Raw genomic sequence first — 12,636 nt, forward strand, 5'->3', positions numbered from 1 at the left:
TGGAGGTCGGATGGAGCGCATCCGGATGCGGCGCATGGCACGACGCATGACGCAGACGCCGCGTACGCCGAGCCGTCGCCGCCGCCGCGCGGTACCGGCCGCGCTCGCGGCGATGCTCACGCTGGTGCTCGTGGCGGCAGGCCTGGGCGGGCTGGTGGTGTGGCAGAACACCTACGAACTGCGCGAAGAAGCGGTGACGATACGCCAGGGAGGGCGCGTCCTGAACGGCGTACTGGCCCTGCCCGCACAGGGGAAGGGGCCCTACCCGCTGGTGGTGTTCGTACACGGCGACGGTCCCGTGGACGCCACCCACGACACCTTCTACCGCCCGATGTGGGAGGCCTTCGCCCGCTCCGGCCACGCCTCCCTGTCGTGGAACAAACCGGGTGTCGGCGGTGCACCGGGCGACTGGCTCGACCAGAGCATGGACGACCGCGCCGACGAAGCCGCCGACGCGATCACCTGGGCCCGCCGGCACCCGGACGTCGACGGCGCCCGGATCGGACTCTGGGGCGCAAGCCAGGCCGGCTGGGTCCTGCCCAAGATCGCCGCCAGGGACCCCGGCATCCGGTTCGCCATAGCCGTCTCACCCGCCGTCAACTGGCTCCGGCAGGGCCGCTACAACCTCCTCGCCGAGCTGAGCCGTGACGGCGCCTCCGACACGGAGGTCGCGGCCGCCCTCGCCCGCCGCGAGACCGGCCTGGAACTCCTAGCACGCGGCGCCTCCTACGAGGAGTACGTCCGCGCCGTCGGTGACCCGGAAGGCATGACCGCCGCCCGCTGGCGCTTCGCCTCCAAGAACCACACCGCCGACGTGAGCGCGGACCTGCCGGCCCTGCGCGCCACCCCCGTCCTCCTGGTGCTCGCCGGCCACGACGTCAACGTGGACATCGCCGAGACCGAAGCCGCGTACCGGCGGCTGCTTCCAGGACCGGCGCTGCAGGTCGCCCACTACCCCGACGCCGGCCACGGCCTGCTCGACCACGCCATCGAAAAATCCTCACTACGCCTCACCCTGACCGCGCTGTGCGCCCCCCGAGACCTGTTCGCCGAGGGATTCCTCGCCGACCAGGCCCGGTTCGTCTCCCGGGCGCTCGCCGCCGGCTCGTGAGGGCGTGCGTGCCGCGGGGGCGGCCTACGGCGTCAGGCGGTGGTAGGCCGATCGGGCGTGGGCGAGCCGGGCGAGAACGGTGCCCGCGCCGGCGGCCGCCAGAAGGCAGGCGATCCGGCCGAGGTCGTACGTCGCCTCCCAGGTGAGAGCACCCATGGGGGCGGTGGCGAAGGCGTTGATCACGAGCCAGCAGAGCAGGGCGGTTCCCGGCGCGGCGGTCAGCCGCGCTCCCGTGCTGACCGCGGCCACGGTGACGGAGACCGCGACCAGATCGAGGGTCGGGTCGCCCTGTCCGTCAAGGAGGTTGAAGACGACGGCCAGGGCGAAGGCGATGGCGGCCGAGACGGCCCACACGATCGAGGTCGCGGCCGGATCGGGCACAGGGCGGATGCCGGACGGGACCTGCTTCCATTCGAGCATGCAAAGCCTCCTTCGCGCGGTTCCCGCCCCTTTGCGGTCGAACCGACTGACGCCGCCGCTACTGTAACGGCGCGGAAAGCATGCCCAGTTCAGTGTGTTTTGGGGTTTGTGTCCGTCGGCAGGGCCGGCCGTGAGGGTTGCTGTCACCGGCTTCGCCGCTCGACGACCCGACACCCCCGCACGTCCCCGCACGTCCCCGCCCGGCCCCGGACGGGGGCGGCCGCGGGCGGGCCGGAGGCGTCCGTGAATACCTCGGAGGGAGCTGACCGGATCCACGATTGGCTGTAGGCTGCGGAGAACGCCCTTGACCTGCATAAAGCGGGCAGGGAGCCGACAATCCGGGAGTTTGTCCATGCTGCGCACCATGTTCAAGTCCAAGATCCACCGGGCCACCGTCACCCAGGCCGACCTGCACTATGTCGGGTCCGTGACCGTTGACGCCGATCTGCTGGACGCCGCCGACCTGCTCCCCGGGGAGCTCGTCCACATCGTGGACATCACCAACGGCGCGCGGCTGGAGACCTACGTGATCGAAGGCGAGCGCGGATCCGGCGTGATCGGGATCAACGGCGCCGCCGCCCACCTCGTGCACCCCGGCGACCTCGTCATCCTCATCAGCTACGCACAGGTCGAGGACGCCGAGGCGCGGGCGCTCAAGCCGCGCGTCGTGCACGTCGACGCCGACAACCGGATCGTCGAACTGGGCTCCGACGCCTCCGCGCCGGTACCGGGCACGGACCAGCGGCGCAGCCCCCACGCCGTAGCCGTCTGACAGGGGGCCCGGGAGCATGCCGGACAGCGCGAACACGCCGATCGGGTTCCAGGACGAGCGGGAGGCCGGGCGGCTGCTCGCCGTGGAGGACGGGAAGACCGTCGGGTTCATCGCCTACTTCGTGCTCGCCCGGGCGCCCCACGCCCTGGTGGCGGTCCACACGGTCGTCGAGCCGGGCCACGAGGGCCGGGGCATCGCGGGGGGACTGGTGAGGACCTTCTACGGACTCGCCGAAGCCGAGGGTGTGCCCGTCGTTCCGCTCTGCCCGTACGCGGCGAGCTGGGCCGCCAAACACCCCGACGAGGCGCCCGACGCGCCGGCCGGGGCCGTGGCTGCGGCGAAGGCGCAGCTGGCGGCCGACTCCGCCCTGTGGTGACGGTCGGCGGTCTGACCCTGCTGCACACCTCGGCCGTGCACGTGCCCGTCTTCGACGCGCTGCGCGACCGGCACCACCCGGGGGCCGTCCTGCGACACCTGGTGGTGCCGGAGCTGCTGGACCGGGCCCGCGCACACGGGCCGGCGTCCACGGCCCCGGCAGTGCGGGAACTGCTCGCCGAGGCCGGGCCGGGCCCCGTACTCGTCACCTGCTCCACCATCGGGGCGACCGCCGAAGCGCTCGCGCCGGCCCTCGGCGCCCCGGTGCTGCGCGTGGACCGGCCGATGGCGGCCGCGGCCGTGCGCACCGGGCCGCGCATCGCCGTCCTCGCGACCGTGGCGGCGACGCTCGCCCCGACGGCGCAGCTGCTCGCCGAGGAGGCGGCCGGCCGACCGGTGTCGGTCGCCACGCACCTCGTCCCCGGCGCGTGGGAGAGCTTCGAGGCGGGGGACATCCCCCGCTACCTCTCCCAGGTGGCCGCGGCCGCCGACGCAGTCACCGGTGCGGACGTCATCGTCCTCGCCCAGGCCTCCATGGCGGGCGCCGCGGAGCTGACCGCGACCGCGACCCCCGTGCTGTCCAGCCCCGCGCCGGGCCTGGCGGCCGCGCTCGCCCTGACGGCCGGAGCGTAGGGGCGTACGGGGCGAGATCGCGGGAAGGTGCCCCACATGGTGCGAAATGTGGAAGCGACGCAGCCGCCGGCCCCCGAGCCTGATCCGACGCCGGCGCCCACCCCGTTCCCGGACCCCGAGCCGATCCCGCGCCCCGTGCCGCCCGTGCCCGGCCCCGTCCCGGAGCCGGACCCGGTGCCCCCGCCGCCAGGACCCGCGCCGGTGCCCCAGCCCGGGCCCTGGAGCTGAGGCTGCCCAGGGGCCAGGGGCCAGGGCCCAGGGGCCAGGAGTCAGGGCCTGCCGATGACACCGCGAGCCGGTGTGATCGACAGGACGGCCACGCGTGTCAGTCCGTGCGGACCTCGGAGCGGTCGCCGCTCCAGAGGGTGTGGAACGAGCCCTCGCGGTCGGTCCGGCGGTAGGTGTGCGCCCCGAAGAAGTCGCGCTGGCCCTGGGTGAGGGCCGCCGGGAGCCGTTCCGCGCGCAGCGCGTCGTAGTAGGCGAGTGAGGCCGCGAAGGCCGGTACGGGAATGCCCGCGCCCACCGCCGCCGTGATCACGGAACGCCAGCCGTCCTGCGCCGCCCCGATCTCCTCGGCGAAACGGTCGTCCGCGAGCAGGCTCGGAAGGTCGGGCCGGGCGTCGTAGGCCTCGCGGATCCGGTCCAGGAAAGCCGCCCGGATGATGCAGCCGCCCCGCCACAGCGAGGCGACCGCGCCCAGGTCCACGTCCCAGCCGTACTCCTCGCTGCCGGCCCGGATCTGGTGGAACCCCTGCGTGTACGAGACGATCTTCGACGCGTACAGCGCCTCCTCCACCCGTGCGGCGAAGGCGTCCGCCGCCTCCGGCGACAGCGCCGCGGGCGCCGGCCCCGCGAGCCCGCGGGCGGCCGTCCGCAGATCCGCGTGGCCCGAGACGGCGCGGGCGAACACGGCCTCGGCGATCCCCGACACCGGGACCCCGAGGTCCAGGGCGATCTGCACGGTCCAGCGGCCGGTGCCCTTCTGCTCGGCGGCGTCGGCCACGACGTCGACGAACGCCCGTCCGGTCGCGGCGTCGGTGTGGGCGAGCACTTCCGCCGTGATCTCGATCAGGTACGAGTCCAGGCGCCCCCGGTTCCAGTCCCGGAAGGTCTCCGCGATCTTCGCGGGGGAGTACCCGGCGATCGCGCGCAGCAGGTGGTAGGCCTCGGCGATGAGCTGCATGTCGGCGTACTCGATGCCGTTGTGCACCATCTTGACGAAGTGTCCGGCGCCGTCGGGGCCCACGTGGGAGGTGCACGGCGTGCCGTCGGCGGCCTTCGCCGCGATCTTCTCCAGCAGCGGGCCGAGGGACTCGTACGACTCCTTCGAGCCGCCCGGCATGATACTGGGCCCGAGGAGGGCGCCCTCCTCGCCCCCCGAGATGCCCACGCCCACGAAGTGGATTCCCTGCTCGCGCAGTTCCCGCTCGCGCCGCCGGGTGTCCTCGAAGTGGGCGTTGCCGCCGTCGATGACGACGTCGCCCTCCTCCAGGAGCGGTGCGAACTCCCGGATCACGGCATCGGTCGGATCCCCGGCCTTGACCATGATGACGATGCGGCGGGGGCGCTCCAGCGCGTCGACGAACTCCTTGGCCGACTCGGCGGCCACGAACGCGCCCTCGTGGCCGAACTCCTCCACCAGGGCGGTGGTCTTCGCGGCGGTGCGGTTGTGAACGGCCACGGTGAATCCGTTGCGGGCGAAGTTGCGGGCGAGGTTGCTGCCCATGACTGCGAGGCCTGTGACGCCGATCTGGGCCGTGCTGGTGCTCATCAGTGCGCTCCTGCGTGCTTCGGTGTGCGGGCTGTGCCCGACGCTACCCCGCCACCGGCCGTGCGGCGCTCCGGCCCGTCGAGGGATTGTCAAGTTCCGCTGAAGTGCGCCCCGTTGCTCCCTTGTCGTGCAATGATCCCGGCGTTACGTTATGCGATTCCTGATGTCTCGAATGGGGGGCACCCATGGGCGTACGGGGCCGGCACCGCCGGTATCAGCCGAGCAGTATCAACCGGGCCTCGCTGGCCGTCACCGCGGGGGGCGCCGGGATCGCGCTCCCGTTCATGGGAGCCGGAGTCGCCGAAGCCGCCTCCGTGGACACCTGGGACAAGGTCGCCGCCTGCGAGTCGACGAACAACTGGCGCGTCAACACCGGCAACGGCTACTACGGCGGACTCCAGTTCAGCCAGAGCACCTGGCGGGCCTTCGGCGGCGCCGCATACGCTCCGCGCGCCGACCTGGCCACCAAGGACCAGCAGATCGCGGTCGCCGAAAAGGTCCTCAAGGGCCAGGGGCCCGGTGCCTGGCCGCACTGCGGCAAGGGCGCCGGACTCACCCGCGGCGGCCCGTCGCCGGCACTCGCGGCGCAGGTCCCCGCGCAGCCCGACGCGCGTACGCAGCCCCGGGCCCAGGAGCCGCGGACCCAGGAGCCGCAGGCCCAGCAGCCCCGGGCCCAGGAGGTGCGGACGACCGCGGCGCAGGGGAGCACGCCCCGCCCGACCGGGACCTCGGTCCTGCCCAATCCGTACGTCGTCGCGCCGGGCGACTCGCTCTCCGCGATAGCCACCGAGCAGCACGTCGAGGGCGGCTGGCAAGCGCTCTACGAGACCAACCGGGCCGTCGTCGGAGACAACCCGAACATGATCTTCCCCGGCCAGCGCCTCACGATGCGGGTCACCACCGCCCCGCCGGCCCCGCCCGCGCAGGACCCGCAGAAGCCGCCGCGCACCGCCGATCCGGTCAAGCCCGGCGGGCCGGCCGCGGAGAAGCCGGCGGAGCGGCCCGCGCCGAAGGCCGTGGAGAAGCAGACCCCGAAACCGGCCGCAAAACCGGCCGAGAAGCCCGCCGCGAAGCCGGCCGCCAAGTCCGACCAGCCCGCCTCAGCGCAGCAGAAGCCGGCCGCGGGCGGCTTCTCCGCTCCCGTCGACGCCGGCCTCGGCACCGCCTACCGCGTCTCGGGGTCCTCCTGGTCCAGCGGCTACCACACCGGCGTCGACTTCCCCGTGGCCACCGGCACCACCGTCAAGTCCGTCGGGCCCGGCCAGGTCGTCTCCGCGGGCTGGGCCGGCGCCTACGGCTACCAGGTCGTCATCCGGCACACGGACGGCCGCTACTCCCAGTACGCCCACCTCTCGGCCCTCGGAGTGAAGGCCGGCCAGCAGGTCTCCGGAGGCCAGCGCATCGGCCGATCCGGCTCGACCGGCAACAGCACCGGCCCGCACCTGCACTTCGAGATCCGCACCGGCCCCGGCTACGGCTCCGACATCGACCCCCTGAAGTACCTGCGCGGCCACGGCGTCCGCATCTGACCCGCGCACGTGCGGCGGCACGGCCGTGAGCAGGACCAGGCCGGCCGCCGCCAGCGCGCCGCTGGCCAGTGCCGCCGCCGTGCCCGCGGCCCCGTAGCGGAAGCCCTCGTCGAAGAGCGTGATGCCGACGGTGGCCGCGACCACCGGATTGACCACCGTCACCGTGGCCAGCGGCGCGGTCAGCCCGGCGCCCCGGTAGGCCGCCTGCGACAGCAGCAGCCCGGCCGACGCCAGCACCGCGATCGCCGCCAGATCCGCCCACAGGCCGCCCGGCGCGCCCACCGCGCCCGCCTCGACGCGCTCCGCGACCGACTTGGTGAACACCGAGGCCATCCCGAAGGCCGTACCGGCCGCCGCGGCCAGCAGCACGCTGCGCAGCACCACCCGGCGCATCCGGTGCGCCGCCAGGAACAGCGCCGCCACCAGCGCCCCGGTCACCACGAGCAGCAGGCCCCGCTCGCCGTCCGCCGGCAGCTGCTCCGCCCGGCCCGGCCCGCCGGTCAGCGCCAGCAGCCCGGCCAGCCCGACCGTGGCCAGCACCGCCCCGCGCCACGCCGCCGCGCCGGCCCGGCGCCCTACGAGGACGGCCGCCATCGGCAGCGCGAACACGATGGTCAGGGCCCCGAGCGGCTGGACCAGGCTCAGCGGCCCGTAGGCGAGCGCCACCACGTGCAGCAGCGCGCCCAGGCCGTTCAGTCCGACCGCGGCCCACCAGACGCCCCGCCGCAGCGGCGCGTACGGCCGGTCCGGCGTACTCGCCGCCACCCTCTCCTGGACGATCGCGCCACCCGCGTACGCCAGGGCGGACACGAGGCAGAGCAGGACCGACAGCGCCAGTGCACTCATAAGATCCACAATGCCCGACCCCTGCGCGCTATTCCTCCGCCCACAGGTGGTCACGGGTCATACTCCTGACGTAGTACGGGAGTACGCAGCGTGTCGTTCCGCCAGCGCAGCGCCACCCCGCCCGTTCCCCACCGTCACCGCGTCGATCCGTACGGTGACGGCCTGTTCGCGATGCGGGCGCAGTCCGGCCGCGGGTTTGGCTCGGGGCGTGCGGGATCCGTACAGTTTCCCTTTTGAGGACCTCCGCAGCAGGCGGATGCGGACGAGTGATCAAGGAACGGCAGCGGCCATGACGGTGACCGAAGACAGCCACGACCAGGCACAGGCCTACGGACCGGGCATCGACCCCGAGCGGCTGGCGCTCTGCCTCGACGTGCTCGCCGAACTGGACGGGATCGACGTCGACCACCCGGACGCGATCGCCGTCCGCCGCGCCACGGCCGGCGTCTACCGTACGGTCAAGCAGCGCCGCCGCCAGGAGCGCCGCGCCGCCAAGACCGCCAACGACAAGGCCGTCACCGAGGCGACCGCGACCGGCTCCGCCGAACGCATCGACGACGAGACCGAGGGCATCCTGCCCTCCTCCGTCACCGAGGCCGGCCGGATCGCCGGAATACTCCGGCGCCCGCGCTCCTGCTACGTCTGCAAGACGCGCTACGTCGAGGTCGACTACTTCTACCACCAGCTCTGCCCGGGCTGCGCCGTCGAGAACCGCGCCAAGCGGGAGGCCCGCGCCGACCTCGCCGGCAAGCGCGCGCTGCTCACCGGGGGCCGGGCCAAGATCGGCATGTACATCGCGCTGCGGCTGCTGCGCGACGGCGCCCACACCACGATCACCACGCGCTTCCCCAAGGACGCCATCCGCCGCTTCAAGGCGATGGAGGACTCGGCGGACTGGATGCACCGCCTGGAGGTCGTCGGCATCGACCTGCGCGACCCGGCCCAGGCGGTGGCCCTCGCCGACCAGGTGGCCGCGGCCGGCCCGCTCGACATCCTGATCAACAACGCGACGCAGACCGTGCGCCGCCTGCCCACCGCCTACGCGGCGCTGGTCGAGGGCGAGAGCGCCCCGCTGCCCGCCGGTGAGCTCCCCGCCCACCACGTCATCGGCGCCTTCAACTCCGGCGCGGTGGACGGCCTGGCGGCGCTGCCCGTCGGCGTGAGCGGACTGGAGGCGCAGAAGGTCGCCGACCTCGCGCTGGTCGCCGGCAACGCCAGCCTGGAGCGGCATCTCGCCGGCACCGCCATCGACGCCGGCGGCCTGCTGCCCGACGTCGTCGACAGCAACACCTGGGTGCAGACCATCGACCAGATCTCCCCGGTGGAGCTGCTCGAAACCCAGCTGTGCAACTACACGTCGCCGTTCATCCTGATCAGCGCACTCCGGCCGGCCATGGCGGAAGCCGCCCGCAAGGCCGCCAAGGGCCGCGCCTACGTCGTCAACGTCTCGGCGATGGAGGGCGTCTTCAGCCGCGGCTACAAGGGCGCGGGACACCCGAACACCAATGCCGCCAAGGCCGCGATGAACATGGTGACGCGGACCAGCGGCCAGGAGATGTTCCAGGCCGACGGCATCCTGATGACCTCGGTCGACACCGGCTGGATCACCGACGAGCGCCCCCACTACGACAAGCTGCGCCTGGCCGAGGAGGGCTTCCACGCCCCGCTCGACCTCGTCGACGGCGCGGCCCGGGTCTACGACCCGATCGTGCGCGGCGAGGCCGGCGAGGACCTGTACGGCGTCTTCCTCAAGGACTACGCCCCCGCGAACTGGTAGCCCGTAGCCCAGGCCCCTGGGCATGCCCGGAACCGACCCCCTCGGCTGACCGAGGGGGTCGGTCGCGTTCTCCGGGCCCGCCGGCCGCGCACCGGCTCCGCTACGAGTACGGCGTGTCGCGCTCCGTCACCCGTACGGAGCATCCGGCCGGCCTCGCGCGGCAGGCCCGCGAGCTGCGGTTCCCTGCCGGCGGGGAGCGGGCCGCCAGGCGCCGCCGACGCCCTCGGGGCGCGGTCGCGGCGGCTGCCGCACGGCCGTCCCGCCCAGCCCAACGGGCTTGCCGTGCACGGCACTTGGCCCTCCGGTGCGGCGGCCCCCTACCTCACCGGCCCCCTCCGCCGCGCCCCGCGCATCCGGCTCCGGGGGCGCCACCCGTGACGCCCCCGCCGACCCACCACTTGCCCGACTCGGGACGAAACTGAGTGGGCGCAGCGGTTTTTGCCTTCCTATCGAGCGGAGGTGCGCTCATATGTGTACTCTGGGGCATCAAGACGGCCCCCATCCGGGCCGCGCTCCACTAAGGCGCCACCGCGTCCGGAACCCTTGATCCCTTGCCCGGCTCGCGGTCAGCTGCCGGGTTACGCGACACAGAGGAGTGCGCGGTGACTGAAAAGACGCAGCCCGAACCGAAGTTGCTGGAGCGGACCGGACCTCGCGCCAAGACGCGGTCCGACGAACTCGGAAGCCTTGAGGTCTGGGCACGCTCCGCCCCGATCCGGCTGGCCGGGTACGAGGACGACCTGGCGGAAGCCCACATCCTGCCCGGCATCGACTAGAGGCGCCCGGCGGACAAGGGGCGGACACACCAAGCCGCCGGTCCGCCGACCTCCCCCCGCTACCCCACCCGCAGAGTGGTGACAAGCGCCCCCTCGTGCCACACCGGCCCCGGGGGCGCTGCCCTTGCCCGCTACGCCCTGAGCGTCATCGCCCAGAGCGATCACCGCTTCCACGGCCCGGTCCGCCGGGCCAGGCTGCTCGCATGAAGCTGCTGATGCTGGGTGGTACCGAATTCGTAGGACGCGTGATCACCGAGGACGCCCTCGCCCGGGGCTGGGAGGTGACCGTCTTCCACCGGGGGCACCACGCGCCCCCGCGGGGCGCCCGCGCGCTGCACGGGGACCGCACCGCCCCCGGCGGCCCGGCCGCCCTCGCGGAGGGGGAGTGGGACCTGGTCGTCGACACCTGGGGCGGCGCCCCCACGGCGGTGCGCGACAGCGCCCGCCTGCTGAGCGGCCGGGCCGGGAGGTACACGTACGTGTCCAGCCGCTCGGTGTACGCCTACCCGGCCCCCGCCGGGCTGGGCGAGGACGGCCCCCTCGTCGAGGGCTCGCCGGACGCCGCGGCGACCGCTTACGCCGAGGACAAGAGGGGCGGTGAACTGGCCGCGCTGGACGCCTTCGCCGACCGGGCCCTGCTGGTCCGCGCCGGGCTGATCCTCGGCCCCTACGAGAACGTCGGCCGACTGCCCTGGTGGCTGAACCGCATCGCGCGCGGCGGCCCGGTGCTCGCCCCCGGGCCGCGCGGACTCCCGATCCAGTACGTCGACGTACGCGACCTCGCGCGCTGGACCCTCGACGCCGCCGCGGCCGGGCTCGCGGGCCCCTACAACGCGGTGTCGCCGGCCGGGCACGCCACCATGGGCGCGCTCCTCGACGCCTGCGCCGCCGTCACCGGCTCGGACGCCGAGCTGCGCTGGACCGACCCGGAGGCGATCCTCGACGCCGGCGTGCAGCCCTGGACCGAGCTGCCGGTCTGGCTTCCCGAGGGTGAGCCGCACGACCACATGTTCGGCGGGGACGTGACCAGGGCGCTGGAAGCCGGCCTGCGGTGCCGCCCCGTCGAGGAGACCGTGGCCGACACCTGGGCCTGGCTGCGCACCCTCGGCGGCCGGGCCCCGCAGCGGGCCGACCGGCCGGCCCCCGGGATCGACGCCGGGCGGGAGGCCGCGCTACTCGGGCTCTGACAGCCGGGCGTCGGCGAGCCGGGTCGGCGGGAGGTACTCGCGCACCAGCGTGCGGTGCCACCAGGCCCCCGTCTCGCGCAGCTCCCGCCAGGTGGTGAAGCGGTAGCGGTAGAGCAGGGCGCGCACGTGCACCGGCGGCGCGTCCGGGAACGGGTTGTGGCGCAGCAGCCGCAGCGTGTCCCGGTCGCCGGCCAGCAGCCGCTCCACGAACGGCCCGAACCAGTCGCGCGCATAGCCGGGGGAGATCGCCGCGAACCACATCAGCCAGTCCAGGCGCAGGTGGTAGGGGGCGAACTGGCGGGGCAGCCTGCCCGGTTCGCCCGGCTTGCCCTTGAAGCCGTACTCCTTCCAGTCGCCGTCCTCGCGCGGCACCCGGTCCGCGGTGCCCTCGACCGCCACCTCCATGCGGACCCGCCCCACCGAGCCGAAGGCCCCGTAGGTGTTGACCAGGTGCAGCGCGTCGAAGGACCGGTTCATCACCTGGCGGCGCGAGACCATGTTGCGCACCGGGTGCCGGCTCAGAAGCAGCACCAGGGCGGTCGCCGCGCAGACCAGGACCACGAACCACACCGGAGCCGGCCGCGAGGCCGCGGCCGGGGGCGGTCCCGCGAGCCCGGTGAAGTCCACGGCCGAAACGGCGAGGGTGATCGTCAGCCAGTTCAGCCAGGCGAAGTTCCCCGAGAGCACCAGCCACAGCTGCGTCGCGATGACGGCCCCGGCGGCGTACGAGGCCACCGGCTGCGGGGTGAAGAGCAGAGCGGGGACCACCAGCTGGGTGACGTGGTTGGCGGCGCACTCCACCCGGTGCAGCGGCTTCGGCAGATGGTGGAAGAACCAGCTGAGCGGTCCCGCCATCGGCTGCGTCTCGTGGTGGAAGTCCAGGCAGGTCAGCTTGCGCCAGCAGGGGTCCCCGCGCATCTTGATCAACCCCGCCCCGAACTCCACGCGGAAGAGCACCCAGCGCAGCAGCCACAGCACCAGCACCGGCGGCCCGGCCCGGGCGTTGCCGAGGAACACGGCGAGGAAGCCCACCTCCAGCAGCAGCGACTCCCAGCCGAAGGAGTACCAGGTCTGTCCGACGTTCACGACAGAGAGGTACAGCACCCACAGCACGGCCCACATCGCCATCGCCGCGGCCAGCGGCACCTCGTCCCCCGCCCCGGCGGCCAGGGCCGCCGCCAGCGCCGCCCCGGTCCAGGCGCAGCCCGCGAAGAACCGGTCCGAGTAGTGCAGTTGGAACAGGCTCGGGGCGCGTCGGAAGGGCACGTACCGTACGTATCGCGGTACGGGCAGCATGCCGTGCGCCCCGATCAGGGCCCGGAACTGCAGGGCGGCCCCGACGAAGGCGACGAGGTAGACACCGGCCAGGGCCCGCTGGAAGACCAGCCGGGCGAGCCAGTACCCGGGAGCCGTGAACCAGTCCATCGCCTCCAGTATCC

General features: G+C 73.7%; 11 protein-coding genes and 1 pseudogene. 8 read left to right on the top strand and 4 right to left on the bottom strand.

Annotation, left to right across the window (positions count from 1 at the left end):
- The first annotated feature begins 34 nt into the window (after positions 1-34).
- Positions 35-1,111 carry an alpha/beta hydrolase family protein gene (locus BSL84_RS29245; protein WP_030030573.1) on the top strand — a complete coding sequence of 359 codons (1,077 nt, stop codon included), beginning with the start codon at positions 35-37 and terminating at the stop codon, positions 1,109-1,111.
- A 24-nt stretch (positions 1,112-1,135) separates the two neighbouring features.
- On the opposite strand, the gene BSL84_RS29250 is transcribed toward BSL84_RS29245, so the two are convergent.
- Complete coding sequence (locus tag BSL84_RS29250) at positions 1,136-1,531, bottom strand: hypothetical protein (RefSeq protein WP_030030574.1); 396 nt, start codon at positions 1,529-1,531, stop codon at positions 1,136-1,138.
- Between the two features lie 352 nt (positions 1,532-1,883).
- Here BSL84_RS29250 and panD point away from each other — a divergent pair, with 352 nt between their 5' ends.
- Genes panD through BSL84_RS29265 form a run of 3 tightly spaced genes read left to right on the top strand, consistent with a single transcriptional unit; the run spans position 1,884 to position 3,311 of the window.
- Positions 1,884-2,303, top strand: coding sequence for an aspartate 1-decarboxylase (panD, locus tag BSL84_RS29255; protein WP_030030575.1), 420 nt, complete (start codon positions 1,884-1,886; stop codon positions 2,301-2,303).
- Positions 2,304-2,319: 16 nt separating this feature from the next.
- Positions 2,320-2,679 carry a GNAT family N-acetyltransferase gene (locus tag BSL84_RS29260; protein ID WP_030030576.1) on the top strand — a complete coding sequence of 120 codons (360 nt, stop codon included), beginning with the start codon at positions 2,320-2,322 and terminating at the stop codon, positions 2,677-2,679.
- On the top strand, positions 2,673-3,311 hold the full coding sequence (locus BSL84_RS29265; RefSeq protein ID WP_075971513.1) for an aspartate/glutamate racemase family protein: 639 nt from the start codon (positions 2,673-2,675) through the stop codon (positions 3,309-3,311). Before BSL84_RS29260 ends, BSL84_RS29265 begins: the two co-directional genes overlap by 7 nt.
- Positions 3,312-3,636: 325 nt before the next feature.
- On the opposite strand, the gene gndA is transcribed toward BSL84_RS29265, so the two are convergent.
- Positions 3,637-5,082, bottom strand: coding sequence for an NADP-dependent phosphogluconate dehydrogenase (gene gndA / locus BSL84_RS29275; protein ID WP_045321186.1), 1,446 nt, complete (start codon positions 5,080-5,082; stop codon positions 3,637-3,639).
- A gap of 185 nt (positions 5,083-5,267) precedes the next feature.
- Here gndA and BSL84_RS29280 point away from each other — a divergent pair, with 185 nt between their 5' ends.
- Entirely contained in the window at positions 5,268-6,611 is a 1,344-nt protein-coding gene (locus BSL84_RS29280) for a transglycosylase family protein (protein ID WP_075971515.1), read from the top strand.
- Between the two features lie 117 nt (positions 6,612-6,728).
- On the opposite strand, the pseudogene BSL84_RS37150 reads toward BSL84_RS29280, so the two are convergent.
- Positions 6,729-7,457, bottom strand: a pseudogene (locus BSL84_RS37150) (DMT family transporter); the annotation flags it as partial.
- Positions 7,458-7,746: 289 nt separating this feature from the next.
- Between BSL84_RS37150 and BSL84_RS29290 the strand changes: the two are divergent.
- The 3 genes from BSL84_RS29290 to BSL84_RS29295 all read left to right on the top strand — a co-directional run bounded on the left by BSL84_RS29290 (position 7,747) and on the right by BSL84_RS29295 (position 11,197).
- Positions 7,747-9,234 (top strand): SDR family NAD(P)-dependent oxidoreductase, encoded by a 1,488-nt coding sequence (locus tag BSL84_RS29290; protein ID WP_075971516.1) that lies wholly within the window; start codon positions 7,747-7,749, stop codon positions 9,232-9,234.
- Positions 9,235-9,836: 602 nt separating this feature from the next.
- On the top strand, positions 9,837-10,010 hold the full coding sequence (locus tag BSL84_RS36260; RefSeq protein WP_158879815.1) for a hypothetical protein: 174 nt from the start codon (positions 9,837-9,839) through the stop codon (positions 10,008-10,010).
- Positions 10,011-10,213: 203 nt separating this feature from the next.
- A complete protein-coding gene (locus tag BSL84_RS29295) occupies positions 10,214-11,197 on the top strand; it encodes an NAD-dependent epimerase/dehydratase family protein (RefSeq protein WP_075971517.1) in 984 nt (327 codons plus the stop codon).
- Here BSL84_RS29295 and BSL84_RS29300 read toward each other — a convergent pair.
- Positions 11,183-12,622: a lipase maturation factor family protein gene (locus BSL84_RS29300; RefSeq protein ID WP_030027970.1), complete on the bottom strand. Its 1,440-nt coding sequence runs from the start codon at positions 12,620-12,622 to the stop codon at positions 11,183-11,185. The two genes, BSL84_RS29295 and BSL84_RS29300, sit on opposite strands and share 15 nt — an antisense overlap.
- Between the last annotated feature and the right edge of the window lie 14 nt (positions 12,623-12,636).

Origin of the sequence: Streptomyces sp. TN58 (assembly GCF_001941845.1) — a bacterium.
Taxonomy (GTDB): Bacteria; Actinomycetota; Actinomycetes; order Streptomycetales; family Streptomycetaceae; genus Streptomyces.

What these genes read in the sequence shown, in the direction of transcription:
- BSL84_RS29300 (WP_030027970.1), bottom strand. Translation starts at nt 12,622, where the DNA reads ATGGACTGGTTCACGGCTCCCGGGTACTGGCTCGCCCGGCTGGTCTTC.
- gndA (WP_045321186.1), bottom strand. Translation starts at nt 5,082, where the DNA reads ATGAGCACCAGCACGGCCCAGATCGGCGTCACAGGCCTCGCAGTCATG.
- panD (WP_030030575.1), top strand. Translation starts at nt 1,884, where the DNA reads ATGCTGCGCACCATGTTCAAGTCCAAGATCCACCGGGCCACCGTCACC.
- BSL84_RS29250 (WP_030030574.1), bottom strand. Translation starts at nt 1,531, where the DNA reads ATGCTCGAATGGAAGCAGGTCCCGTCCGGCATCCGCCCTGTGCCCGAT.
- BSL84_RS29245 (WP_030030573.1), top strand. Translation starts at nt 35, where the DNA reads ATGGCACGACGCATGACGCAGACGCCGCGTACGCCGAGCCGTCGCCGC.
- BSL84_RS29295 (WP_075971517.1), top strand. Translation starts at nt 10,214, where the DNA reads ATGAAGCTGCTGATGCTGGGTGGTACCGAATTCGTAGGACGCGTGATC.
- BSL84_RS29290 (WP_075971516.1), top strand. Translation starts at nt 7,747, where the DNA reads ATGACGGTGACCGAAGACAGCCACGACCAGGCACAGGCCTACGGACCG.
- BSL84_RS29280 (WP_075971515.1), top strand. Translation starts at nt 5,268, where the DNA reads ATGGGCGTACGGGGCCGGCACCGCCGGTATCAGCCGAGCAGTATCAAC.
- BSL84_RS29260 (WP_030030576.1), top strand. Translation starts at nt 2,320, where the DNA reads ATGCCGGACAGCGCGAACACGCCGATCGGGTTCCAGGACGAGCGGGAG.